Origin of the sequence: Paraburkholderia sp. RL18-085-BIA-A (genome assembly GCF_046027075.1) — a bacterium.
In the GTDB taxonomy this organism is placed as follows: Bacteria; Pseudomonadota; Gammaproteobacteria; order Burkholderiales; family Burkholderiaceae; genus Paraburkholderia.
This window is the reverse complement of record NZ_JARESU010000067.1, coordinates 1-23,066: the sequence shown is the minus strand read 5'-3', so window position 1 is coordinate 23,066 and position 23,066 is coordinate 1. Positions and strand designations below refer to the sequence as shown.

General features: G+C 59.4%; 18 protein-coding genes and 4 tRNA genes. All 22 read right to left on the bottom strand.

Features of this window, described 5'->3' with window-relative positions; genetic code table 11:
• Position 1: 1 nt before the first annotated feature.
• Positions 2–316 (bottom strand): 50S ribosomal protein L23, encoded by a 315-nt coding sequence (rplW, locus tag P0D89_RS32460; RefSeq protein ID WP_007180135.1) that lies wholly within the window; start codon positions 314–316, stop codon positions 2–4.
• The gene (rplD, locus tag P0D89_RS32455; protein WP_007180136.1) at positions 313–933 is read right to left on the bottom strand and encodes a 50S ribosomal protein L4; all 621 of its coding nucleotides are present in this window, start codon (positions 931–933) and stop codon (positions 313–315) included. The genes rplW and rplD overlap by 4 nt, the downstream gene beginning before the upstream one ends.
• Positions 933–1,592, bottom strand: a complete 660-nt coding sequence (gene rplC, locus P0D89_RS32450) for a 50S ribosomal protein L3 (protein WP_175151114.1) — start codon at positions 1,590–1,592, stop codon at positions 933–935. Before rplC ends, rplD begins: the two co-directional genes overlap by 1 nt.
• Positions 1,593–1,793: 201 nt before the next feature.
• Positions 1,794–2,105 (bottom strand): 30S ribosomal protein S10, encoded by a 312-nt coding sequence (gene rpsJ, locus P0D89_RS32445; protein ID WP_006998489.1) that lies wholly within the window; start codon positions 2,103–2,105, stop codon positions 1,794–1,796.
• Between the two features lie 126 nt (positions 2,106–2,231).
• Positions 2,232–3,422, bottom strand: coding sequence for an elongation factor Tu (gene tuf / locus P0D89_RS32440; RefSeq protein WP_012434572.1), 1,191 nt, complete (start codon positions 3,420–3,422; stop codon positions 2,232–2,234).
• A gap of 49 nt (positions 3,423–3,471) precedes the next feature.
• Positions 3,472–5,574 carry an elongation factor G gene (gene fusA, locus P0D89_RS32435; RefSeq protein WP_408357982.1) on the bottom strand — a complete coding sequence of 701 codons (2,103 nt, stop codon included), beginning with the start codon at positions 5,572–5,574 and terminating at the stop codon, positions 3,472–3,474.
• A gap of 132 nt (positions 5,575–5,706) precedes the next feature.
• Positions 5,707–6,177 (bottom strand): 30S ribosomal protein S7, encoded by a 471-nt coding sequence (rpsG, locus tag P0D89_RS32430; RefSeq protein WP_408357981.1) that lies wholly within the window; start codon positions 6,175–6,177, stop codon positions 5,707–5,709.
• Between the two features lie 177 nt (positions 6,178–6,354).
• Entirely contained in the window at positions 6,355–6,735 is a 381-nt protein-coding gene (gene rpsL, locus P0D89_RS32425) for a 30S ribosomal protein S12 (RefSeq protein WP_006998493.1), read from the bottom strand.
• A gap of 218 nt (positions 6,736–6,953) precedes the next feature.
• Complete coding sequence (recQ, locus tag P0D89_RS32420) at positions 6,954–8,801, bottom strand: DNA helicase RecQ (RefSeq protein ID WP_408357980.1); 1,848 nt, start codon at positions 8,799–8,801, stop codon at positions 6,954–6,956.
• A gap of 204 nt (positions 8,802–9,005) precedes the next feature.
• On the bottom strand, positions 9,006–13,244 hold the full coding sequence (gene rpoC / locus P0D89_RS32415; RefSeq protein WP_042329776.1) for a DNA-directed RNA polymerase subunit beta': 4,239 nt from the start codon (positions 13,242–13,244) through the stop codon (positions 9,006–9,008).
• 21 nt (positions 13,245–13,265) lie between these two features.
• Positions 13,266–17,372: a DNA-directed RNA polymerase subunit beta gene (rpoB, locus tag P0D89_RS32410; protein WP_408357979.1), complete on the bottom strand. Its 4,107-nt coding sequence runs from the start codon at positions 17,370–17,372 to the stop codon at positions 13,266–13,268.
• Between the two features lie 369 nt (positions 17,373–17,741).
• On the bottom strand, positions 17,742–18,116 hold the full coding sequence (rplL, locus tag P0D89_RS32405; RefSeq protein ID WP_121315903.1) for a 50S ribosomal protein L7/L12: 375 nt from the start codon (positions 18,114–18,116) through the stop codon (positions 17,742–17,744).
• Positions 18,117–18,179: 63 nt separating this feature from the next.
• The gene (gene rplJ / locus P0D89_RS32400) at positions 18,180–18,683 is read right to left on the bottom strand and encodes a 50S ribosomal protein L10 (protein ID WP_013340748.1); all 504 of its coding nucleotides are present in this window, start codon (positions 18,681–18,683) and stop codon (positions 18,180–18,182) included.
• Between the two features lie 300 nt (positions 18,684–18,983).
• On the bottom strand, positions 18,984–19,682 hold the full coding sequence (rplA, locus tag P0D89_RS32395) for a 50S ribosomal protein L1 (protein WP_408357978.1): 699 nt from the start codon (positions 19,680–19,682) through the stop codon (positions 18,984–18,986).
• Positions 19,683–20,114 (bottom strand): 50S ribosomal protein L11, encoded by a 432-nt coding sequence (gene rplK / locus P0D89_RS32390; protein ID WP_408357977.1) that lies wholly within the window; start codon positions 20,112–20,114, stop codon positions 19,683–19,685.
• 165 nt (positions 20,115–20,279) lie between these two features.
• Positions 20,280–20,837, bottom strand: coding sequence for a transcription termination/antitermination protein NusG (gene nusG / locus P0D89_RS32385; RefSeq protein WP_007180147.1), 558 nt, complete (start codon positions 20,835–20,837; stop codon positions 20,280–20,282).
• 1 nt (position 20,838) lies between these two features.
• Entirely contained in the window at positions 20,839–21,219 is a 381-nt protein-coding gene (gene secE / locus P0D89_RS32380) for a preprotein translocase subunit SecE (RefSeq protein WP_408357976.1), read from the bottom strand.
• 36 nt (positions 21,220–21,255) lie between these two features.
• Positions 21,256–21,331 (bottom strand) — tRNA-Trp (locus P0D89_RS32375).
• 64 nt (positions 21,332–21,395) lie between these two features.
• Complete coding sequence (gene tuf / locus P0D89_RS32370; protein WP_012434572.1) at positions 21,396–22,586, bottom strand: elongation factor Tu; 1,191 nt, start codon at positions 22,584–22,586, stop codon at positions 21,396–21,398.
• A gap of 63 nt (positions 22,587–22,649) precedes the next feature.
• Positions 22,650–22,724 (bottom strand) — tRNA-Thr (locus P0D89_RS32365).
• 16 nt (positions 22,725–22,740) lie between these two features.
• A tRNA-Gly gene (locus P0D89_RS32360) sits at positions 22,741–22,814 on the bottom strand.
• Between the two features lie 39 nt (positions 22,815–22,853).
• A tRNA-Tyr gene (locus tag P0D89_RS32355) sits at positions 22,854–22,939 on the bottom strand.
• Positions 22,940–23,066 lie beyond the last annotated feature (127 nt).

The window sequence follows — 23,066 nt, the reverse complement described above, 5'->3', positions numbered from 1 at the left end:
ATTACTTGGCCTCCGCTTCAAAGTTGATTTCCTGGCCGGGCTTCAGGCAGACGTACGCCTTCTTCACGTCCTTGCGCTTACCCATGAAGCGGCCGAAGCGCTTGGCTTTGCCCTTCGAGACCAGCACATTGACGGAATTGACTTCCACCTTGAACAGCAGCTCGACTGCAGCTTTCACTTCCTGCTTCGTAGCATCGGGCGCGACTTCGAACACAACTTGCTCGTTCTTGTCGGCCACCAGCGTCGCCTTTTCGGAGATCACCGGCGCGAGCAGGACCTGCATCAAACGATGATCGTTCTTGCGAATCTCGCTCATGACAGCAACTCCTCGATCTGGGCGACCGCAGCCTTCGTGATCAGGATCTTCTTGAAGTAGATCAGCGACAGCGGGTCGGCGTAACGCGGCTCGACAACCGCCACATGGGCGAGGTTGCGCGACGCGAGGTACAGGTTTTCGTCAACGGTGTCGGTAATCACCAGCACGGAGTCGAGACCCATCGCCTTGAATTTTTCGGCCAGCAGTTTCGTCTTCGGCGCTTCGAGCGTGAGCTCGTCGACCACCGAGATGCGGCCTTCGCGGGCCAGCTGCGAGAAGATCGAGCAGAGACCTGCGCGATGCATCTTCTTGTTGACCTTGTGCGAAAAGTTTTCTTCTGGCGAATTCGGGAAGATCCGGCCACCGCCGCGCCACAATGGGCTCGACGACATACCGGCGCGGGCGCGGCCCGTACCCTTCTGGCGCCACGGCTTCTTGGTCGTGTGCTTGACTTGCTCACGATCCTTCTGCGCGCGGTTGCCGCTACGGGCGTTCGCCTGGTACGCAACCACAACCTGGTGAATCAGGGCTTCGTTGTAATCGCGGCCGAACACGACGTCCGACGCGCTAACGCCTGCACCTTCCTGACCATTGGCATTCAGGAGCTTAAGTTCCATTATTTCGCTCCTTTCACGGCACGCGTCTTCACGGCCGGCGTAACGAATACCTTGCCACCCTTCGCACCCGGAACGGCGCCCTTGACCAGCAACAGCTTGCGGTCAGCGTCGATACGAGCGATTTCGAGGTTTTGCACCGTTACCGTGTCGTCACCCATGTGACCGGTCATGCGCTTACCCGGGAAAACACGACCCGGATCCTGCGCCATACCGATCGAACCCGGCACGTTGTGCGAGCGCGAGTTACCGTGCGATGCACGGCCGGATGCGAAGTTGTGACGCTTAATGGTACCGGCGTAGCCCTTACCGATCGACACGCCTTGCACGTCGACTTTCTGGCCCACTTCGAACAGGTCGGGACCGACCACGGTGCCGTTCGACAACTCGGCAGCCTTTGCGGCATCGATCTGGAATTCTTTGAGGATTTCACCGGCTTGAACACCGGCTTTGGCGAGATGACCGGCCAACGGCTTCGTCACGCGCGATGCACGGCGCGTACCGAATGCAACCTGCACGGCCGTATAGCCGTCGGTTTCAACAGTCTTGATCTGCGTCACGCGGTTGTCGGACACGTCCAGCACGGTAACGGGAATCGAATCCCCTTCTGCCGTGAAGATACGGGTCATGCCAACCTTGCGACCTACGAGTCCAAGGCTCATCGTTTTCTCCATTCCCGACTGCGATTGGTCGGGGCTAATTTACAAAATGCCGGTGCCGTTTCGGGCGTGAAATCACGCTGCAGCACACCGACTTTTTTGCGCAAATGCGCGAAAAGCCTTGCATTATAGCGAGGCTTTTCGTTTTCCGCAAGCAATCAATGACTTAGCGTTGCCCGGTAGGCCGGACAACCTCTGAAAGCCTTATTGCAGCTTGATTTCGACGTCCACGCCCGCCGGCAGGTCCAGCTTCATCAGCGCGTCGACGGTCTTGTCCGTCGGATCGACGATGTCCATCAGCCGTTGGTGCGTACGGATTTCGAGCTGATCGCGCGACGTCTTGTTGACGTGCGGCGAACGCAGGATGTCGAAGCGTTGAATGCGGGTCGGCAGGGGCACCGGACCACGAACGATTGCGCCAGTCCGCTTTGCCGTGTCGACGATTTCAGCTGCCGATTGATCGATCAAGCGATAGTCGAAAGCCTTCAGGCGAATGCGAATTTTCTGGTTCTGCATGACAATTCCTTGGAAAGAGCGAGGCGGTATTGCGCCGCCAGAGAGTAAAAGAACGTAGAGCCGGGCGTCAGCGAGAGGCTGGTGCCCGGCCCCGGGCACCACTTACTGGAAATTCAATCCGCGATTTTACTCGAGAATCTTGGCAACCACACCTGCGCCGACCGTACGGCCGCCTTCGCGGATTGCAAAGCGCAGACCTTCTTCCATCGCGATCGGGTTGATCAGCTTCACCGTGATCGACACGTTGTCGCCCGGCATCACCATTTCCTTGTCCTTCGGCAACTCGATCGAGCCCGTCACGTCCGTCGTACGGAAGTAGAACTGCGGACGATAGTTGTTGAAGAACGGCGTGTGACGGCCACCTTCGTCCTTGCTCAGCACGTACACTTCAGCCGTGAAGTGCGTGTGCGGGTTGATCGAACCCGGCTTCGCCAGCACCTGGCCACGCTCCACGTCTTCACGCTTCGTGCCGCGCAGCAGAATACCCACGTTGTCGCCTGCCTGGCCCTGGTCGAGCAGCTTGCGGAACATTTCCACGCCCGTGCAGGTCGTCTTCACCGTCGGCTTGATACCGACGATTTCGATTTCTTCGCCGACCTTGACGACACCGCGCTCAACGCGCCCCGTCACCACCGTGCCACGGCCCGAGATCGAGAACACGTCTTCCACCGGCATCAGGAACGCGCCGTCCACCGCGCGCTCCGGCGTCGGGATGTACGTGTCCAGCGCGTCGGCCAGGTTCATGATCGCCACTTCGCCCAGCTCACCCTTGTCGCCTTCCAGCGCCAGCTTGGCCGAACCCTTGATGATCGGCGTGTCGTCGCCCGGGAAGTCGTACTTCGACAGAAGTTCGCGAACTTCCATCTCGACGAGCTCCAGCAGCTCAGCGTCATCCACCATGTCGCACTTGTTCAGGAACACGATGATGTACGGAACGCCAACCTGACGCGCCAGCAGGATGTGCTCACGCGTTTGCGGCATCGGGCCGTCTGCTGCCGAGCACACCAGGATCGCGCCGTCCATCTGCGCTGCGCCCGTGATCATGTTCTTCACATAGTCAGCGTGGCCCGGGCAGTCAACGTGTGCGTAGTGGCGGTTCGCCGTTTCGTACTCGACGTGTGCCGTGTTGATCGTGATACCACGTGCCTTCTCTTCCGGCGCCGCGTCGATCTGGTCGTATGCCTTCGCTTCGCCGCCGAACTTCTGCGTCAGAACCGTCGTGATCGCTGCCGTCAGCGTGGTCTTGCCGTGGTCAACGTGACCGATCGTGCCGACGTTCACGTGCGGCTTGGTCCGTTCGAATTTACCTTTAGCCATGTTTCTCTTCTTTCAAAAAGTTAATCGTTGAATGACTTTTGCCGCGCGATTACTTCGACTTGGCGTTGATGATCGCTTCCGACACGTTACGCGGTGCTTCGGAGTAGTGCTTGAACTCCATCGTGTACGTTGCACGACCTTGGGTCAGCGAACGCAGCGACGTCGAGTAGCCGAACATTTCCGACAGCGGCACTTCAGCGCGAACGATCTTGCCGCCGCCGACCATATCGTCCATGCCCTGAACGATACCGCGACGACCCGAGAGGTCGCCCATCACGTTGCCCATGTAGTCTTCCGGCGTTTCGACTTCGACGGCCATCATCGGTTCGAGGATGACCGGCTGAGCCTTGCGCATTGCTTCCTTGAACGCCATCGAACCCGCCATGCGGAACGCATTTTCGTTCGAATCGACGTCGTGGTACGAACCGAACGTCAGGTGAACCTTCACGTCAACGACCGGGAAGCCTGCCAGCACGCCGGCCTTCAACGTTTCCTGGATACCCTTGTCGACTGCCGGGATGTATTCACGCGGAATCACACCGCCCTTGATCTCGTCCAGGAACTCGTAGCCCTTGCCTTGCTCGTTCGGCTCGAGTGTGATAACCGCGTGACCGTACTGGCCGCGACCACCCGACTGCTTGACGAACTTGCCGTCGACATCTTCGGCCTTGCCGCGAATCGTTTCGCGGTAAGCCACTTGCGGCTTGCCAACCGTTGCTTCGACGCCGAACTCACGGCGCATCCGGTCAACCAGAATTTCGAGGTGGAGCTCGCCCATACCCGAAATAATGGTTTGACCCGATTCTTCGTCCGTTTGAACGCGGAACGACGGATCTTCCTGAGCCAGGCGGTTCAGCGCCAGACCCATCTTTTCCTGGTCCGGCTTCGTCTTCGGCTCAACAGCCTGCGAAATCACCGGCTCCGGGAAAATCATGCGCTCGAGCACGATCGGGTTTTGCGGATCGCACAGCGTGTCGCCCGTCGTTGCGTCCTTCAGACCGACTGCAGCAGCGATGTCGCCTGCGCGGACTTCCTTGATTTCTTCGCGCTGGTTCGCGTGCATCTGCAGAATACGACCCAGACGTTCCTTCTTGTCCTTAGTCGCGTTCAGCACGGTGTCGCCCGAATTCACAATGCCCGAGTACACGCGGAAGAAGATCAGCTGACCGACGAACGGGTCCGTCATGATCTTGAATGCCAGTGCCGAGAACTTTTCGTCGTCGGCAGCGCGGCGCTCACCTTGCTCGCCGTTTTCCAGCTCGCCGGTAACCGGCGGGATGTCGATCGGCGACGGCAGGAAGTCGAGCACAGCGTCCAGCATGCGTTGCACACCCTTGTTCTTGAACGCGGTGCCGCACAGCATCGGCTGGATTTCGCAAGCGATCGTGCGATCGCGCAGACCCTTGATGATTTCCGCTTCGGAGAGCTCGCCCTCTTCCAGGTACTTGTTCATCAGGTCTTCGCTCGACTCAGCAGCCGCCTCGATCATCTTTTCGCGCCATTCGTTGCACGAATCGAGCAGTTCCGCCGGAATTTCTTCGTACGAGAACTTCGTGCCCTGGGACGCGTCGTCCCAAATGATCGCCTTCATCTTCATCAGATCGACGACGCCCGTGAAGTTCTCTTCAGCGCCGATCGGCACCACGACCGGAACCGGGTTCGCCTTCAGACGCAGCTTGAGCTGGTCGTAAACCTTGAAGAAGTTCGCGCCGGTACGGTCCATCTTGTTGATGAACGCGAGACGGGGAACCTTGTACTTGTTAGCCTGGCGCCACACGGTTTCCGACTGGGGCTGAACGCCGCCCACTGCGCAGTAAACCATGCACGCGCCGTCGAGCACGCGCATCGAGCGCTCGACTTCAATCGTGAAGTCGACGTGGCCCGGGGTGTCGATGATGTTGATGCGGTGCTCAGCGCGGTCGCCGGCCATGCCTTTCCAGAACGCCGTGGTAGCAGCGGACGTGATCGTGATGCCGCGTTCCTGCTCCTGCTCCATCCAGTCCATGGTGGCAGCGCCGTCGTGAACTTCACCAATCTTGTGGTTCACGCCCGTGTAGAACAGGATGCGCTCGGTCGTCGTCGTTTTGCCGGCGTCGATGTGAGCGCTAATACCGATGTTACGGTAGCGCTCGATAGGTGTCTTGCGAGCCACTTTGATCCTCTATTGGGATGACGCGATGCGAGAAAATACCCATCGCGCTGTAACACAAACGGGCGAGGCGCCTTGTAAGCGCACCCGCCCGGAATTTCTTTCCGTTTTTCCGCTAAACCCGGTTGGGGAAGCTTAGAAACGGAAGTGCGAGAACGCCTTGTTGGCTTCTGCCATCCGGTGAACTTCGTCGCGCTTCTTCATTGCGCCGCCACGGCCTTCGGCCGCTTCGGAGAGTTCACCTGCCAGACGCAGGGCCATCGACTTCTCGCTGCGCTTCTTCGCGGCTTCACGCAGCCAACGCATCGCCAATGCCATACGACGCGACGGGCGCACTTCGACCGGAACCTGATAGTTTGCACCACCAACGCGGCGGCTCTTGACTTCGACCACCGGCTTGACGTTGTTGAGCGCTACCGTGAACACTTCCAGCGGGTCCTTGCCACCCTTCGTCTGGATCTGTTCGAAAGCGCCGTACACGATACGCTCGGCAACCGACTTCTTACCGGAGAGCATCAGCACGTTCATGAACTTAGCTACATCAACGTTACCGAACTTCGGATCCGGCAACACGTCCCGCTTGGGGACTTCGCGACGACGCGGCATGTTTCTTCCTTTACCTTTTCAGTTGGAGCTACTTTAGCCCCGCGGCCACCAACTAACCCGATTCATCTTCAAGACTTACCAGCCTGGTCGGGTGACCACTTACTCGACAGCACCGGCGATTCCGGCACCACCGCTATTACCGCCCTTGCAGGCGACCTGAAACTACTGACCGGCTAATTACTTGCCAGCCTTGGCACGCTTCGCACCGTACTTCGAGCGAGCCTGCTTACGATCCTTGACGCCCTGGGTATCCAGCGAGCCGCGAACCATGTGGTAACGCACACCCGGCAAGTCCTTCACACGGCCACCTCGAATCAGCACGACCGAGTGTTCCTGCAGGTTATGGCCTTCACCACCGATGTACGAAATGACTTCGAAGCCGTTCGTCAGGCGCACCTTTGCGACCTTACGGAGTGCCGAGTTCGGCTTCTTCGGCGTCGTGGTGTACACACGGGTGCACACGCCGCGACGCTGGGGGCAGTCCTGCAAAGCCGGGCTCTTGCTCTTCGTCGTTTCCGACGCGCGGCCTTTGCGAACCAGTTGATTGATGGTTGGCATTGTTTATTCCTGAAATTGAACAAAATCGACGCATCTGTTTCCGGGCAAAGCAGAAACGATTGCGCATCGAACTTCCGGACGGGCTGCAAGTGCGCGAATTGGATTCGGACAGGCATTCCAAGAACCGGAACCTAGCATAATATTCCGAAAATACTAAGGGAGTCAACAGCTTGCGATGTTTCGCACCCCTGCCGACCCTCCTGGTACCGACGAAACGCTCAGTCCGCAGCGACGACTTCCAGCAATTCGTCGCCGAAACGGTCGAGTTTACGGGCGCCCATGCCCGGAATGCCGCGCAAATCCTCAATGGAATCGGGGCCATTGCGGGCAATTTCCGCCAGTGTCGCATCGTGGAAGATCACGTAGGCCGGCACGCCGTCGCTCTTCGCCGTTTCGGTGCGCCAAGCACGCAGACGCTCCCAGCGGGCCCGTTCGCGCGGCCCCATGCCGATTGTCGGATCAGCGCGCTCGCTGGTGCGGCCGGACGACTGCCGGCTGCGGGTAGGCTTCACGTAGCGGCGCATCGTCACGTTCTGCTCGCCCTTGAGCACCGGCTTACTCGCCTCGGTCAGCACGAGCGAGCCGAAACCTTCGTGGTCGACCGTCAGATAGCCGAATGCCACCAGCTGGCGAAACACCGCGCGCCACTCCGGCTCGCCGAGCGCCGCGCCGATGCCGAAGGTGGTCAGCTTCTCGTGACCGCGCTGCATGATTTTCTCGCTGCGATTGCCCCGCAGAATGTCGATCAAATGGCCCGCGCCGAAGTTGAAACCGCTCGCCCGCTGCGCGCGGAACACACAGGACAGCGCCATTTGGGCCTCGCGCGTCGCGTCCCAGGTTGCCGGCGGTTCGAGACAGTTGTCGCAGTTGCCGCACGGCTGGCTGGCTTCGCCGAAGTAGGCGAGCAGCCGGACGCGCCGGCAAGTCGCCGCCTCGCACAGGCCGAGCAGCGCATCGAGTTTGCTGGTCTGGACGCGCTTGTGGGCGTCGTCGGCATCGGACTCGTCGATCATCTTGCGCTGCTGTACGACGTCGCCGAGACCGTAGGCCATCCACGCGTTCGCCGGCATGCCGTCGCGGCCGGCGCGGCCGGTTTCCTGGTAGTAGCCTTCGACGCTCTTCGGCAAGTCGAGATGAGCGACGAAACGCACGTCGGGTTTGTCGATACCCATGCCGAACGCGATCGTCGCGCACATCACGATGCCTTCTTCGCGCTGGAACATCTCCTGATGCTTCTGGCGAATCTCGAACTCCATGCCGGCGTGATACGGCAGCGCGCGCATCCCCTTTTCTTTGAGCCACTCCGCGGTTTCTTCGACCTTGCGGCGCGACAGGCAATAGACCACACCGGCGTCGGTGGTGCCGTCCGGCCGCGAATGCTCGGCGCGGATGAAGTCCAGCAACTGGGCGCGCGCATTGTCCTTTTCTGCGATGCGATAGCGGATGTTCGGCCGGTCGAAGCTCGACACGAAAATGCGTGCGTCATCAAGCGCCAGGCGGTGAACGATTTCGTCGCGCGTGATCGCGTCCGCGGTGGCTGTGAGTGCGATGCGCGGCACGTTCGGAAAGCGCTCGTGCAGCACCGACAGCTGAATATATTCGGGCCGGAAATCGTGCCCCCATTGCGACACGCAATGCGCTTCGTCGATCGCGAACAAGCCGATGCGCGTGCGCTCCAGCAAGTCCTGGAAACGCGGCGTCATCAGACGTTCCGGCGCAACGTAAAGCAAGTCGATCTCGCCCTCGCGCAGCGCCCGCTCGATGGCCATCGCCTCGGCGCTGGACAGCGTGGAGTTCAAATACGCCGCGCGCACGCCGACTTCGGTGAGCGCGGCCACCTGATCCTGCATCAGCGCGATCAGCGGCGACACCACGATGCCGGTGCCGAAGCCGCCTTCGCGCCGCACCAGCGACGGAATCTGATAGCACAGCGATTTGCCGCCGCCCGTCGGCATCAGCACGAGGCAATCGCCGCCGCCGGCGACGTGCTCGACAATTTCGCCCTGCTGCCCTCTGAACGCGGGATAACCGAAGACTTCGTTGAGGATCTGGAGCGGACGGGACATGAATTTGAGAGAAGCAGCCAAAAGCCGGTGACACGAATTTTACCAACGCATTCGTGCTGCGCCCGCGCTTTGCGACAACGTTAGCCAACCGGCCTAAGAATCCGCAAAGTCACGCAAAAAATGAGGCGCATAAAAAAAAGCCGCTCAGTCGAAACTGAACGGCTTCGCTGGCTGATGAGCCCAGGCGGCTTGCGCCGCCGGGACTTACTCGCCGGAGTGCTGCTGTTCGGCGGCCGGGGTTTCCGGCGTACCGAATTCGAACGACTCTTCCGCTGCGATCTGATCGAAACGCTCGCGGTCGGACAGTTCCTTGCTCTTGCGTGCCTTGTGGAACGCGAGACCCGTACCCGCCGGAATCAGACGGCCGACGATCACGTTCTCCTTCAGACCACGTAGATCGTCGCGCTTGCCCATGATCGCCGCTTCGGTCAACACGCGGGTCGTTTCCTGGAACGACGCCGCGGAGATGAACGAATCGGTCGACAGCGACGCCTTCGTGATGCCGAGCAACACGTTTTCGTACGTTGCCGGACGCTTGTCTTCCGCGATCATACGGTCGTTCTCGTCGAGCATATCCGACCGCTCGACCTGTTCGCCCGGGATGAAACGCGTATCGCCGTTGTCCGTAATCTGCACGCGGCGCAGCATCTGACGAACAATCACTTCGATGTGCTTGTCGTTGATCTTCACGCCTTGCAGACGGTACACGTCCTGCACTTCGTCCACGATGTAACGCGACAGCGCTTCGACGCCCTGCAAACGCAGGATGTCGTGCGGATCCGCCGGCCCGTCGACGATCATTTCGCCCTTGTTGACGACCTGACCATCGTGCACCAGAACCTGCTTTTCCTTCGCGATCAGGAACTCGTGCTGGTTACCCTCGAGGTCCGTGATAACGAGACGCTGCTTGCCCTTCGTGTCCTTACCGAACGACGTCGTACCCGTGACTTCCGCCAGAATACCCGCGTCCTTCGGCGAACGTGCTTCGAACAGTTCCGCCACGCGCGGCAGACCGCCGGTAATGTCACGCGTCTTCTGCGATTCAGTCGGGATACGTGCGAGCACTTCACCGACCTGCACTTGCTGACCGTCCTTCACGGTGATCAGAGCGCCGACCTGGAAGCCGATCTGCACCGAGTGCTCGGTGTTCGGGATCTTGACTTCTTCGCCGTTCGCATCGAGCAGCTTGACCTGCGGACGCACCGTCTTCGACGCCTGCGAACCGCGACGCTTCACGTCGATCACGACCAGCGTCGACAGACCGGTCACATCGTCGATCTGCTTCGCCACGGTCACGCCTTCTTCGACGTTTTCGAACTTCACCGTGCCACCGTATTCGGTGATGATCGGACGCGTCATCGGATCCCACGTCGCCAGTTGCGTGCCGGCCTTGATCTGCGCCCCGTCCAGCTGCAACAGCGTCGCGCCGTACGGCACCTTGTGACGTTCGCGCTCGCGACCGTGGTCGTCGGTGATCATCGCTTCGCCCGAACGCGAGATGACGATCTGCTCGCCCTTCGCGTTGGTGACGTAACGCATCGTCGCCGTGAAACGCACCGTGCCGTTCGACTTCGCTTCAACCGACGAAGCGACCGCCGCACGCGACGCCGCACCACCGATGTGGAACGTACGCATCGTGAGCTGCGTGCCCGGTTCACCGATCGACTGCGCAGCGATCACGCCGACAGCTTCACCGACGTTGACCGACGAGCCGCGGCCCAGGTCACGGCCGTAGCAGGCTGCGCACAGACCGTAACGCGTTTCGCAAGTCAGCGGCGTACGCACGCGCACTTCGTCGATGCCGAGGCGTTCGATTTCTTCGACCGCGTCTTCGTCGAGCAGCGTGCCCGTTTCGTACAGCGTTTCCTGCGATTCCGGATTGACGACATCGGCCACCGTCACGCGACCGAGGATACGGTCACGCAGCGCTTCGACGACTTCACCGCCTTCGACCAACGCCTTCATCGCGACGCCGTTGGACGTACCGCAATCGTCCTCGACCACCACCAGATCCTGCGTCACGTCGACGAGACGTCGCGTCAGGTAACCCGAGTTCGCCGTCTTCAGTGCCGTATCAGCCAGACCCTTACGTGCACCGTGGGTCGAGATGAAGTACTGCAACACGTTCAGGCCTTCACGGAAGTTCGCCGTAATCGGCGTCTCGATGATCGAGCCGTCCGGCTTCGCCATCAGGCCACGCATACCGGCCAGCTGACGAATCTGAACCGCGGAACCACGAGCACCCGAGTCCGCCATCATGTAAATCGAGTTGAACGATTCCTGACGCGTTTCGTTGCCATCGCGGTCCGTGACCGGTTCCGTCGACAGCTGTTCCATCATCGCCTTGCCGACCGCTTCCGACGTTGCCGACCAGATGTCAACCACGTTGTTGTAGCGCTCTTGCGAAGTGACGAGACCCGACATGTACTGACGGTCGTATTCCTTCACCTTCTTCGCGGCGTCACCGACGATGGTTTCCTTCTGCGGCGGCACGAGCATGTCGTCGACGCAGATCGAGATACCAGCGCGCGTTGCCAGACGGAAACCCGACTGCATCAACTGGTCGGCGAAAATCACCGTTTCGCGCAGGCCGCACTTGCGGAATGCGGTGTTGATCAGACGCGAGATTTCCTTCTTCTTCAGCGGCTTGTTCAGCACCGAGAACGGCAGGCCCGGCGGCAGAATTTCCGACAGGATTGCACGGCCGACGGTCGTCGCATACAGCGTGATCTTCGGCACGAATGCCGGTGCGCCTTCCGACTTGTCTTCGTTGTGGACCATTTCGGTGATCCGCACGTTGACGCGCGAGGCCAGCTCGACTTCCTTGTTCTCGTATGCACGCAGCGCTTCCGAAACGCCCGTGAACGTCAGGCCTTCGCCCTTCGCATTCACGGCTTCCCGGGTCGCGTAGTACAGGCCGAGCACGATATCCTGCGACGGCACGATCGACGGATCGCCGTTGGCCGGGAACAGGACGTTGTTCGACGCCAGCATCAGCGTGCGCGCTTCCATCTGCGCTTCCAGCGACAGCGGCACGTGAACAGCCATCTGGTCGCCGTCGAAGTCGGCGTTGAACGCCGCGCAAACGAGCGGGTGCAGCTGGATTGCCTTACCTTCGATCAGCACCGGCTCGAAAGCCTGAATGCCGAGACGGTGCAGCGTCGGCGCACGGTTCAGCATGACCGGATGTTCGCGGATCACCTCTTCCAAGATGTCCCACACCACCGGCGTCTGGTTCTCGACTTCCTTCTTCGCAGCCTTGATGGTGGTAGCGACACCCATCACTTCCAGCTTGTTGAAGATGAATGGCTTGAACAGTTCGAGCGCCATCAGCTTCGGCAGACCGCACTGATGCAGCTTGAGCGTCGGGCCGACCACGATCACCGAACGGCCCGAATAGTCGACGCGTTTACCCAACAGGTTCTGACGGAAACGACCGCCCTTACCCTTGATCATGTCGGCGAGCGACTTCAGCGGACGCTTGTTCGCGCCGGTCATCGCCTTACCGCGACGACCGTTGTCGAGCAGCGAATCGACGGCTTCCTGCAGCATCCGCTTTTCGTTGCGGACGATGATTTCAGGCGCCTTCAGTTCGAGCAGACGCTTCAACCGGTTGTTACGGTTGATGACGCGGCGATACAGGTCGTTCAGGTCCGACGTCGCGAAGCGGCCGCCATCCAGCGGCACCAGCGGACGCAGTTCCGGCGGCAGCACCGGCAGCACTTCGAGCACCATCCAGTCAGGCTTGATGCCCGAACGCTGGAAAGCCTCGAGCACCTTCAGGCGCTTCGCGTACTTCTTGATCTTCGCTTCGGAACCCGTGTTCTTGAGTTCGGTACGGAGCATCTCGACCTGTTCGTCGATGTTGATGGCGCGCAGCAGTTCGCGAACGCCTTCCGCGCCCATCTCGGCACGGAATTCGTCACCGTACTCTTCGACCTTGTTGTAGTAATCCTCTTCGGTCATGATCTGCCGCGCTTTCAGCGGCGTCATGCCCGGATCGATCACCACGTATGCTTCGAAGTACAGCACGCGTTCGATGTCGCGCAGCGTCATGTCGAGCACCATGCCCAGACGCGACGGCAGCGACTTCAGGAACCAGATGTGCGCAACCGGCGAGGCCAGCTCAATATGGCCCATCCGTTCGCGACGCACCTTCGCCAGCGTCACTTCGACGCCGCACTTCTCGCAGATCACGCCACGGTGCTTCAGGCGCTTGTACTTGCCGCAAAGGCATTCGTAGTCTTTGATCGGCCCGAAGATCTTCGCGCAGAACAGACCATCGCGTTCCGGCTTGAAGGTCCGGTAGTTGATGGTTTCGGGTTTCTTGACTTCACCGAACGACCACGAACGGATCTTGTCCGGCGAGGCCAGACCGATCTTGATCGCGTCAAAAACTTCAGGTTGTTGGACTTGCTTGAATAGATCGAGCAAAGCTTTCATCGCTTCTCTCCAGTAGTCCGATTAGTTGCGGTCGAGGTCGATGTCGATACCCAGCGAGCGGATTTCCTTCACCAACACGTTGAAGGATTCCGGCATGCCTGCATCGATCACGTGATCGCCCTTGACCAGGTTCTCGTAAACCTTGGTCCGGCCCGTCACGTCGTCCGACTTCACCGTCAGCATTTCCTGCAGCACGTACGATGCGCCGTACGCTTCGAGCGCCCACACTTCCATTTCACCGAAACGCTGGCCACCGAACTGCGCCTTACCGCCCAACGGCTGCTGCGTCACGAGCGAGTACGGGCCCGTGGAACGCGCGTGCATCTTGTCGTCGACCAGGTGGTGCAGCTTCAGGTAGTGCATGTAGCCGACCGTCACCGTACGTTCGAACATCTCGCCCGTGCGGCCGTCGTACAGACGCACCTGATTCTTCGACGGCGTCATGCCGAGGTTCTTCGCGATGTCGTCCGGGAATGCCAGATCCAGCGCGCGCGACATTTCTTCTTCCGTCGCACCGTCGAACACCGGCGTGGCGAACGGTACGCCTTCGCGCAGGTTCTTCGCCAGTTCGACAATTTCATCGTCGGTGAAGCTGTCCAGCTCTTCAGCACGGCCCGACTCGTTGTAGATCTTGGTCAGGAATTCGCGCAGTTCTTCGATCTTCGCCTGACGCTGCAGCATTTCGCCGATACGCCAGCCCAGACCCTTCGCGGCCCAACCCAGATGCACTTCGAGAACCTGACCCACGTTCATCCGCGACGGCACGCCGAGCGGGTTCAGAACGACGTCAGCCGGACGGCCGTCGGCCATGTACGGCATGTCTTCGATCGGAACGATCTTCGACACGACACCCTTGTTACCGTGACGACCGGCCATCTTGTCGCCAGGCTGCAGACGACGCTTGACTGCCAGATACACCTTGACCATCTTCAACACGCCCGGCGGCAGTTCGTCGCCTTGCGTGAGCTTCTTGCGCTTTTCTTCAAACGCCAGATCGAACTGGTGACGCTTCTCTTCGATCGAGTTCTTGATCGCTTCGAGCTGTGCCGCTGCTTCTTCGTCCGCGAGGCGGATGTCGAACCAGTGGTAGTGATCGAGATCTTCCAGGTATGCCTGTTCGATCTTCGTGCCCTTCGCGAGCTTCTTCGGACCGCCGTTGGCGACCTTGCCGTCGAGCATGCGTGCGAGACGCTGGAACGCGTCGCCTTCCACAATGCGCAACTGGTCGTTCAGGTCGAGGCGATAGCGCTTCAATTCATCGTCGATGATCTGTTGCGCGCGCTTGTCGCGCTGAATGCCTTCACGCGTGAACACCTGCACGTCGATGACCGTGCCGCTCATGCCCGAGGGCACGCGCAGCGACGTGTCCTTCACGTCCGAGGCCTTCTCGCCGAAGATCGCGCGCAGCAGCTTTTCTTCCGGCGTAAGCTGGGTCTCGCCCTTCGGCGTGACCTTGCCCACGAGCACGTCGCCCGCTTCGACTTCCGCGCCGATGTATACGATGCCCGACTCGTCGAGACGGCCAAGCTGTACTTCCGCGAGGTTCGAAATGTCGCGCGTGATTTCTTCCGGTCCGAGCTTCGTGTCGCGCGCCACGACGTTCAGTTCTTCGATGTGGATCGACGTGTAGCGATCGTCGGCCACGACCTTTTCCGAGATCAGGATCGAGTCTTCGAAGTTGTAGCCGTTCCACGGCATGAACGCGATCAGCATGTTCTGGCCGAGCGCGAGCTCGCCCAGATCGGTCGATGCGCCGTCAGCCAGCACGTCGCCACGCGCAACCTTGTCGCCCATCTTCACGATCGGACGCTGATTGATGTTCGTGTTCTGGTTCGAACGCGTGTACTTGATCAGGTTGTAGATGTCGACACCAACCTCACCCGCAACCGCTTCGTCGTCGTTCACCCGAATCACGATACGGCCGGCGTCGACGTAATCCACGACACCGCCGCGGAACGCCTGAACCGTCGTACCCGAGTCGACCGCCACCGTGCGCTCGATACCCGTACCGACCACCGCCTTCTCAGGACGCAGACACGGCACAGCCTGACGCTGCATGTTCGAACCCATCAACGCGCGGTTCGCGTCGTCGTGCTCGAGGAACGGAATCAGCGAAGCAGCCACCGAGACGATCTGCGACGGCGCCACGTCCATATATTGGATGCGGTCCGGCGTAACCATCAGCGTTTCGCCTGCTTCACGCGACGACACCAGTTCGTCGGTCAGCGAGCCGTCGGCAGCGACCGCCGCGTTCGCCTGAGCGATCACGTAACGGCCTTCTTCGATCGCCGACAGATAGTCAATCTGATCCGTCACCTTGCTGTCGACCACCTTACGATACGGCGTTTCGAGGAAGCCGTATTCGTTCAGGTGCGCATACAGTGCCAGCGAGTTGATCAGGCCGATGTTCGGACCTTCCGGCGTTTCAATCGGGCACACACGACCGTAGTGAGTCGGGTGCACGTCGCGGACTTCAAAGCCAGCGCGCTCACGCGTCAAACCGCCCGGGCCAAGTGCCGAAACACGGCGCTTGTGGGTGATTTCCGACAGCGGGTTCGTTTGGTCCATGAACTGCGACAGTTGCGACGAACCGAAGAACTCGCGAATCGCCGACGAAATCGGCTTCGAGTTGATCAGGTCGTGCGGCATCAGGTTTTCGCTTTCGGCCTGGCCGAGGCGTTCCTTCACTGCACGTTCGACACGCACGAGACCGGCGCGGAACTGGTTTTCCGCCAGTTCGCCGACGCAACGCACACGACGATTGCCCAAGTGGTCGATGTCGTCCACTTCGCCCTTGCCGTTACGCAGTTCGACCAGGATCTTGATCGTTGCGAGGATGTCGTCGTCTTGCAGCGTCATCGGTCCGACGATCTCGTCGCGGCCCACGCGGCGATTGAACTTCATACGACCCACCTTGGACAGGTCGTATGCGTCTTCGCTGTAGAACAGACGATTGAACAGCGCCTCGACCGCTTCTTCGGTCGGCGGCTCGCCCGGACGCATCATGCGGTAGATCGCGATGCGAGCGGCCATCTTGTCCGCGGTTTCGTCGATACGCAGCGTCGACGAGATATACGGGCCTTGATCCAGATCGTTCGTGTAGAGAGTCTGGATGTCTTTGATCTTCGATTCCCGCAGCTTCTCGAGGACGGTCTCGGTGATTTCGTCGTTCGCGTTGGCGATGACTTCACCGGTGTCGCCGTCGACAACGTTCTTCGCCAGCACGCGGCCGAGCAAATAGTCTTCCGGAACCGAGATGAACTTGGTCTTCGCGTTGTCGAGGTCGCGAATGTGCTTCGCGTTGATCCGCTTGTCCTTCTGGACGATCACGTTGCCATCACGGTCCGTGATGTCGAAACGCGCGACTTCACCACGCAGACGCTCCGGCACGAATTCCATCTGCGCGCCTTCCGGCATCAGCGTGAAATTGTCGAACACGAAGAAGTTTGCGAGGATCTGTTCCGGCGTGAGGCCGATTGCCTTCAGCAGGATCGTGACCGGCATCTTGCGGCGACGGTCGACGCGGAAGTACAGCACGTCCTTCGGGTCGAACTCGAAGTCGAGCCACGAGCCGCGGTAAGGAATGATACGTGCGGAGAACAGGAGCTTGCCCGAGCTGTGCGTCTTGCCCTTGTCGTGTTCGAAGAACACGCCCGGCGAACGATGCAACTGCGAAACGATCACACGTTCCGTGCCGTTGATCACGAACGAACCGGTCGGCGTCATGAGCGGAATTTCGCCCATGTATACTTCCTGTTCCTTCACTTCCTTGACGACCGGCTTGCTCGGCGATTCCTTGTCGAGCAGCACCAGACGCACTTTCGCGCGCAGCGCCGAGCAGTATGTCAGACCGCGCTGCTGACATTCCTTGATGTTGAATGCCGGCGGCGACAGCATGTAGCTGACAAACTCTAGACGTGCAAAACCGTTATGCGAAACAATCGGGAAAACGGAAGTAAACGCAGCCTGCAGGCCTTCCGGCTTGCGTTGCGTGGACGACGTGTCTGCTTGCAGAAACGTGCTGAATGATTCAAGCTGGGTAGCCAGCAGGAAAGGTACTTGGTGAACGATGGGGCGCTTCGCAAAACTCTTGCGAATACGCTTCTTCTCGGTGAAGGAATATTGCATACGATCTCCGAATCACGGCGGGCATTGTTGTCGAGGCAGGATACCTTGATGAGACAACCCGAGTGTTCACCGACTGAGACCCGATGGCCGTCCGATGGCTTGAACGAGCCTAGAAGCTTGGTGGTTGGCCTCTACCAACCGCTGGCTGACGGCAGCGGATGCCTGTGTTGCCCGCTACCCGACCAAACTTGCCTTCTGCAGTCGCTTCAGAAGACAAAGAAAAACGTCGGTCAATGTTGCCGCTGACGATTTTCTTTGGCTTCTGGGAGTGACGTTCTTGCCGGAACGGCCTTGCAAAAACGCGGCTCCCACAAAGCACAAAAAGGCCGGCGGTGAAAAACCGCCAGCCTTCGCACAGCGCACTGAAACTTACTTGATTTCAGCCTTCGCGCCGGCTTCTTCCAGCTTCTTCTTGGCTTCTTCAGCAGCAGCCTTCGGTACCGATTCCTTAACAGGCTTCGGTGCGCCGTCGACCAGGTCCTTCGCTTCCTTCAGGCCGAGACCCGTCAGTTCACGAACAGCCTTAATGACGGAAACCTTGTTCGCGCCAACCTCGACCAGGTTGACCGTGAATTCGGTCTGCTCTTCAGCAGCAGCAGCAGCGCCGCCGCCTGCCGGGCCTGCCACTGCAACAGCAGCTGCCGACACGCCAAACTTTTCTTCGAACGCCTTAACCAGCTCGTTCAGTTCCAGAACCGACATCGAGCCTACGGCTTCGAGGATGTCTTCTTTTGCGATTGCCATTTGAAATACTCCTAAATTGAATTCGGATACAGCTAGCGATCAATTACGCTCGGCTGAGGAACGTTAAGCAGCGGACTCTTCGCCCTGCTTCTTTTCCGCCAGCGCGGCCAAAGCGCGCGCAAAGCCGGAAACAGGAGCTTGCATAACGAACAACAGCTTGGAGAGCAGCTCCTCGCGGCTCGGGATGTTGGCCAGCGCTTGCACGCCTGCCTTGTCCATCACGTTGCCTTCGTAGGCGCCAGCCTTGATGACCAACTTGTCATTGCTCTTGCTGAAGTCATTGACGACCTTAGCAGCAGCAATTGCATCTTCCGAGATGCCGTAGATCAGGGGGCCGGTCATCTGCTCCGCCAGCGGAGCAAACGGGGTACCTTCGACAGCGCGGCGCGCCAGCGTGTTCTTCAACACGCGAAGGTAAACCTGTTGCTCACGCGCTTTCGCGCGCAGCTTGGTCAGATCGCCAACCGTGATCCCACGATACTCAGCCAGAACCACGGTCTGGGCTTTCGCGACTTGCGCGGCAACCTCAGCGACGACGGCCTGCTTGCTTTCTTTGTTGAGTGGCACGGTTAACCTCCAGATTCGATACACGCAGCGTGCGCCATGTGTACCGCGTTCAATAACGGCGTCCGACCAGTCAGGAGTATTTCGACCGTCCGAGGCCCACATCGCTGCGGACATCCAACGGTTTCATCACTACAAAACCTTTTCGGGTTCGCCATCTGCGTTGGCTTTACATTAAGGACTCGCCTACTTGCTGCGTGCCCGCCAACGGTCTTTGACAACCGGTTGCACGATGCAAACTGCCACCTCGCAACCGCCCAAAGCCCATAAAACCGCCCTGACTCTCGTCGAGGCGATGAAATTTTACTGTGCTGCGATCGATGCCTGATCGACGCGAACGCCAACACCCATCGTGCTCGACACCGCAACCTTGCGCAGGTAGACACCCTTGCTCGTTGCCGGCTTTGCCTTTTGCAGCGCTTCGACGAGAGCGTTCAGGTTGCTACGCAGAGCCTTCGGCTCGAACGAAGCACGGCCGATGGTCGCGTGGATGATACCGGCCTTGTCGACACGGAATTGCACCTGACCAGCCTTGGCGTTCTTCACTGCAGTCGCTACGTCCGGCGTAACCGTGCCAACCTTCGGGTTCGGCATCAGGCCGCGCGGGCCGAGGATCTGACCCAGCGTACCGACAACGCGCATTGTGTCCGGCGAAGCGATCACGATGTCGAAGTCCAGCTTGCCAGCCTTGACCTGTTCAGCCAGATCTTCCATACCGACGACTTCTGCGCCAGCTGCCCGAGCTTGCTCGGCCTTTTCGCCTTGTGCGAACACTGCGACGCGGACCGACTTGCCGGTACCAGCCGGCAGCACGACCGAGCCACGAACCACTTGGTCCGATTTCTTCGCGTCGATGCCGAGTTGCACTGCGACGTCGATCGACTCGTCGAACTTCGCGCTTGCGCATTCCTTCACGAGCGACAGAGCGTCATCGATCGGGTACAGCTTCTGACGATCAACTTTGGCTGCAAATACTTGCAGACGCTTAGAAAGCTTAGCCATTTACACGCCCTCCACGGTGATGCCCATCGAGCGGGCGCTACCAGCGATCGTGCGAACCGCTGCGTCCAGATCCGCCGCCGTCAGATCGGGCATCTTGGTCTTGGCGATGTCTTCAGCTTGAACGCGGGTGATCTTGCCGACCTTGTCGGTATGCGGCTTGCTCGAACCCTTGTCGATCTTCGCTGCCTTCTTGATCAGAACCGTAGCCGGCGGCGTCTTCAGGACGAACGTGAAGCTCTTGTCAGCAAACGCGGTGATCACGACCGGAATCGGCAGACCCGGTTCCAGTGCTTGAGTCTGCGCGTTGAACGCCTTGCAGAACTCCATGATGTTCAGGCCACGCTGGCCCAGTGCCGGACCGACCGGCGGCGACGGGTTGGCTTTACCTGCAGGAATCTGCAGCTTGATAAAGCCGATGATTTTCTTTGCCATTTTGAAAACCTCTTTGGAACGCCGCAAAGATGCATGCGGACGTTCAGTGAGTAGTAGCGCGCGTTCGCCGGAAAATTGACTACTTGCGCTCCTCAACGGTCATTGCGCGGACCGTAAGCGCGAAATACGGAACGCACCGATTGGTGCGCCCCGTAGAATTCTGGATTACAACTTTTCGACTTGGCCAAATTCCAGCTCGACCGGCGTTGCGCGGCCGAAAATTGTAACGGAAACACGGACACGCGACTTTTCGTAATTCACTTCTTCGACGCTGCCATTGAAATCCGTGAATGGACCGTCCTTCACCCGCACCATCTCGCCTACTTCAAACAGGGTCTTCGGACGCGGCTTCTCCACGCCTTCCTGCATTTGTGACATGATTTTCTCGACTTCCCGCGGGGAAATCGGACTCGGGCGATTACGTGCACCGCCGACGAAGCCCGTCACCTTAGCCGTATTCTTCACAAGGTGCCACGTTTCGTCCGTCATTTCCATTTCCACGAGCACGTAGCCGGGGAAGAAACGACGTTCGGTCACCGATTTATGACCGCCTTTTACCTCGACCACTTCTTCAGTGGGAACGAGGATTTGACCAAACTGGTCTTGCATGCCAGCACGTTCGATGCGCTCCTGAAGCGCGCGTTGCACGCTCTTCTCCATACCGGAGTAGGCGTGCACCACGTACCAACGTTTGCCACTCGGGGATGCCGGAGTATCGCTCATATCATTTCCAACCCAGAATCACCGAGAAAATCGCCCATTCGATGGATTTATCACTAACCCAAAGAAAGATCGCCATAACGAACACGAAGCCGAACACTACGAGCGTTGTCTGGGTGGCCTCTTTACGAGTCGGCCATACAACCTTACGGACTTCTTTGTACGAGTCTTTGGCGAAAGCGATGAAACCCTTGCCAGGCGCAGAGAGAAGACCGACTGTAACACCCGCTATAGCACCAACAGCCAAGGCAGCTCCGCGGATGTACCATTCCTGGCCATTGAGCCAGAAGAACCCCACGAACCCGGCCAAGACCAACAATACGCCGGCAACGAGCATCAACTTGTCGCCGGATGTATTTACAGTTTCGACGGAAGGATTCGCCATAACACCTTAACGAAGCGCCACATACGACGCAAGAGTTGGCAGGGGCAGAGGGAATCGAACCCCCAACCTTCGGTTTTGGAGACCGACGCTCTGCCAGTTGAGCTATGCCCCTAAACCATTTGGGGTTGACGACACGGCCAACCCCGAAACTACCGATCAACGAGAACTATCTGGCGTTACTCGAGAATCTTGGCAACCACACCTGCGCCGACCGTACGGCCGCCTTCGCGGATTGCAAAGCGCAGACCTTCTTCCATCGCGATCGGGTTGATCAGCTTCACCGTGATCGACACGTTGTCGCCCGGCATCACCATTTCCTTGTCCTTCGGCAACTCGATCGAGCCCGTCACGTCCGTCGTACGGAAGTAGAACTGCGGACGATAGTTGTTGAAGAACGGCGTGTGACGGCCACCTTCGTCCTTGCTCAGCACGTACACTTCAGCCGTGAAGTGCGTGTGCGGGTTGATCGAACCCGGCTTCGCCAGCACCTGGCCACGCTCCACGTCTTCACGCTTCGTGCCGCGCAGCAGAATACCCACGTTGTCGCCTGCCTGGCCCTGGTCGAGCAGCTTGCGGAACATTTCCACGCCCGTGCAGGTCGTCTTCACCGTCGGCTTGATACCGACGATTTCGATTTCTTCGCCGACCTTGACGACACCGCGCTCAACGCGCCCCGTCACCACCGTGCCACGGCCCGAGATCGAGAACACGTCTTCCACCGGCATCAGGAACGCGCCGTCCACCGCGCGCTCCGGCGTCGGGATGTACGTGTCCAGCGCGTCGGCCAGGTTCATGATCGCCACTTCGCCCAGCTCACCCTTGTCGCCTTCCAGCGCCAGCTTGGCCGAACCCTTGATGATCGGCGTGTCGTCGCCCGGGAAGTCGTACTTCGACAGAAGTTCGCGAACTTCCATCTCGACGAGCTCCAGCAGCTCAGCGTCATCCACCATGTCGCACTTGTTCAGGAACACGATGATGTACGGAACGCCAACCTGACGCGCCAGCAGGATGTGCTCACGCGTTTGCGGCATCGGGCCGTCTGCTGCCGAGCACACCAGGATCGCGCCGTCCATCTGCGCTGCGCCCGTGATCATGTTCTTCACATAGTCAGCGTGGCCCGGGCAGTCAACGTGTGCGTAGTGGCGGTTCGCCGTTTCGTACTCGACGTGTGCCGTGTTGATCGTGATACCACGTGCCTTCTCTTCCGGCGCCGCGTCGATCTGGTCGTATGCCTTCGCTTCGCCGCCGAACTTCTGCGTCAGAACCGTCGTGATCGCTGCCGTCAGCGTGGTCTTGCCGTGGTCAACGTGACCGATCGTGCCGACGTTCACGTGCGGCTTGGTCCGCTCAAACTTACCCTTGGCCATTTTCGACTCCTAAGAGGATTTTTCCGTACGTTGCGCCGGGCGCAAACAGTCACCGCGTACTTCTGGTGCCCATGGGCAGGATCGAACTGCCGACCTCTCCCTTACCAAGGGAGTGCTCTACCACTGAGCCACATGGGCGCTACTTCTGTGTTGCTGGAGCGGGTGAAGGGAATCGAACCCTCGTCGTAAGCTTGGAAGGCTTCTGCTCTACCATTGAGCTACACCCGCAAGGATTCGTGGATTCCCACAACTGCTGCAATTTATATCTGGTGGAGGAGGTTGGATTCGAACCAACGTAGGCGTAAGCCAACAGATTTACAGTCTGCCCCCTTTAGCCACTCGGGCACCCCTCCGTAGAGAACTGATGATTATGGTGGAACAACCGCTTGTTGTCAAGACTTGTTTGGCCGCTCCAAACCCAAGGTTCTCACTTATATAGTGATTTCAGCACCTCCGTAAACGCAGAAACCCCACCTTTAT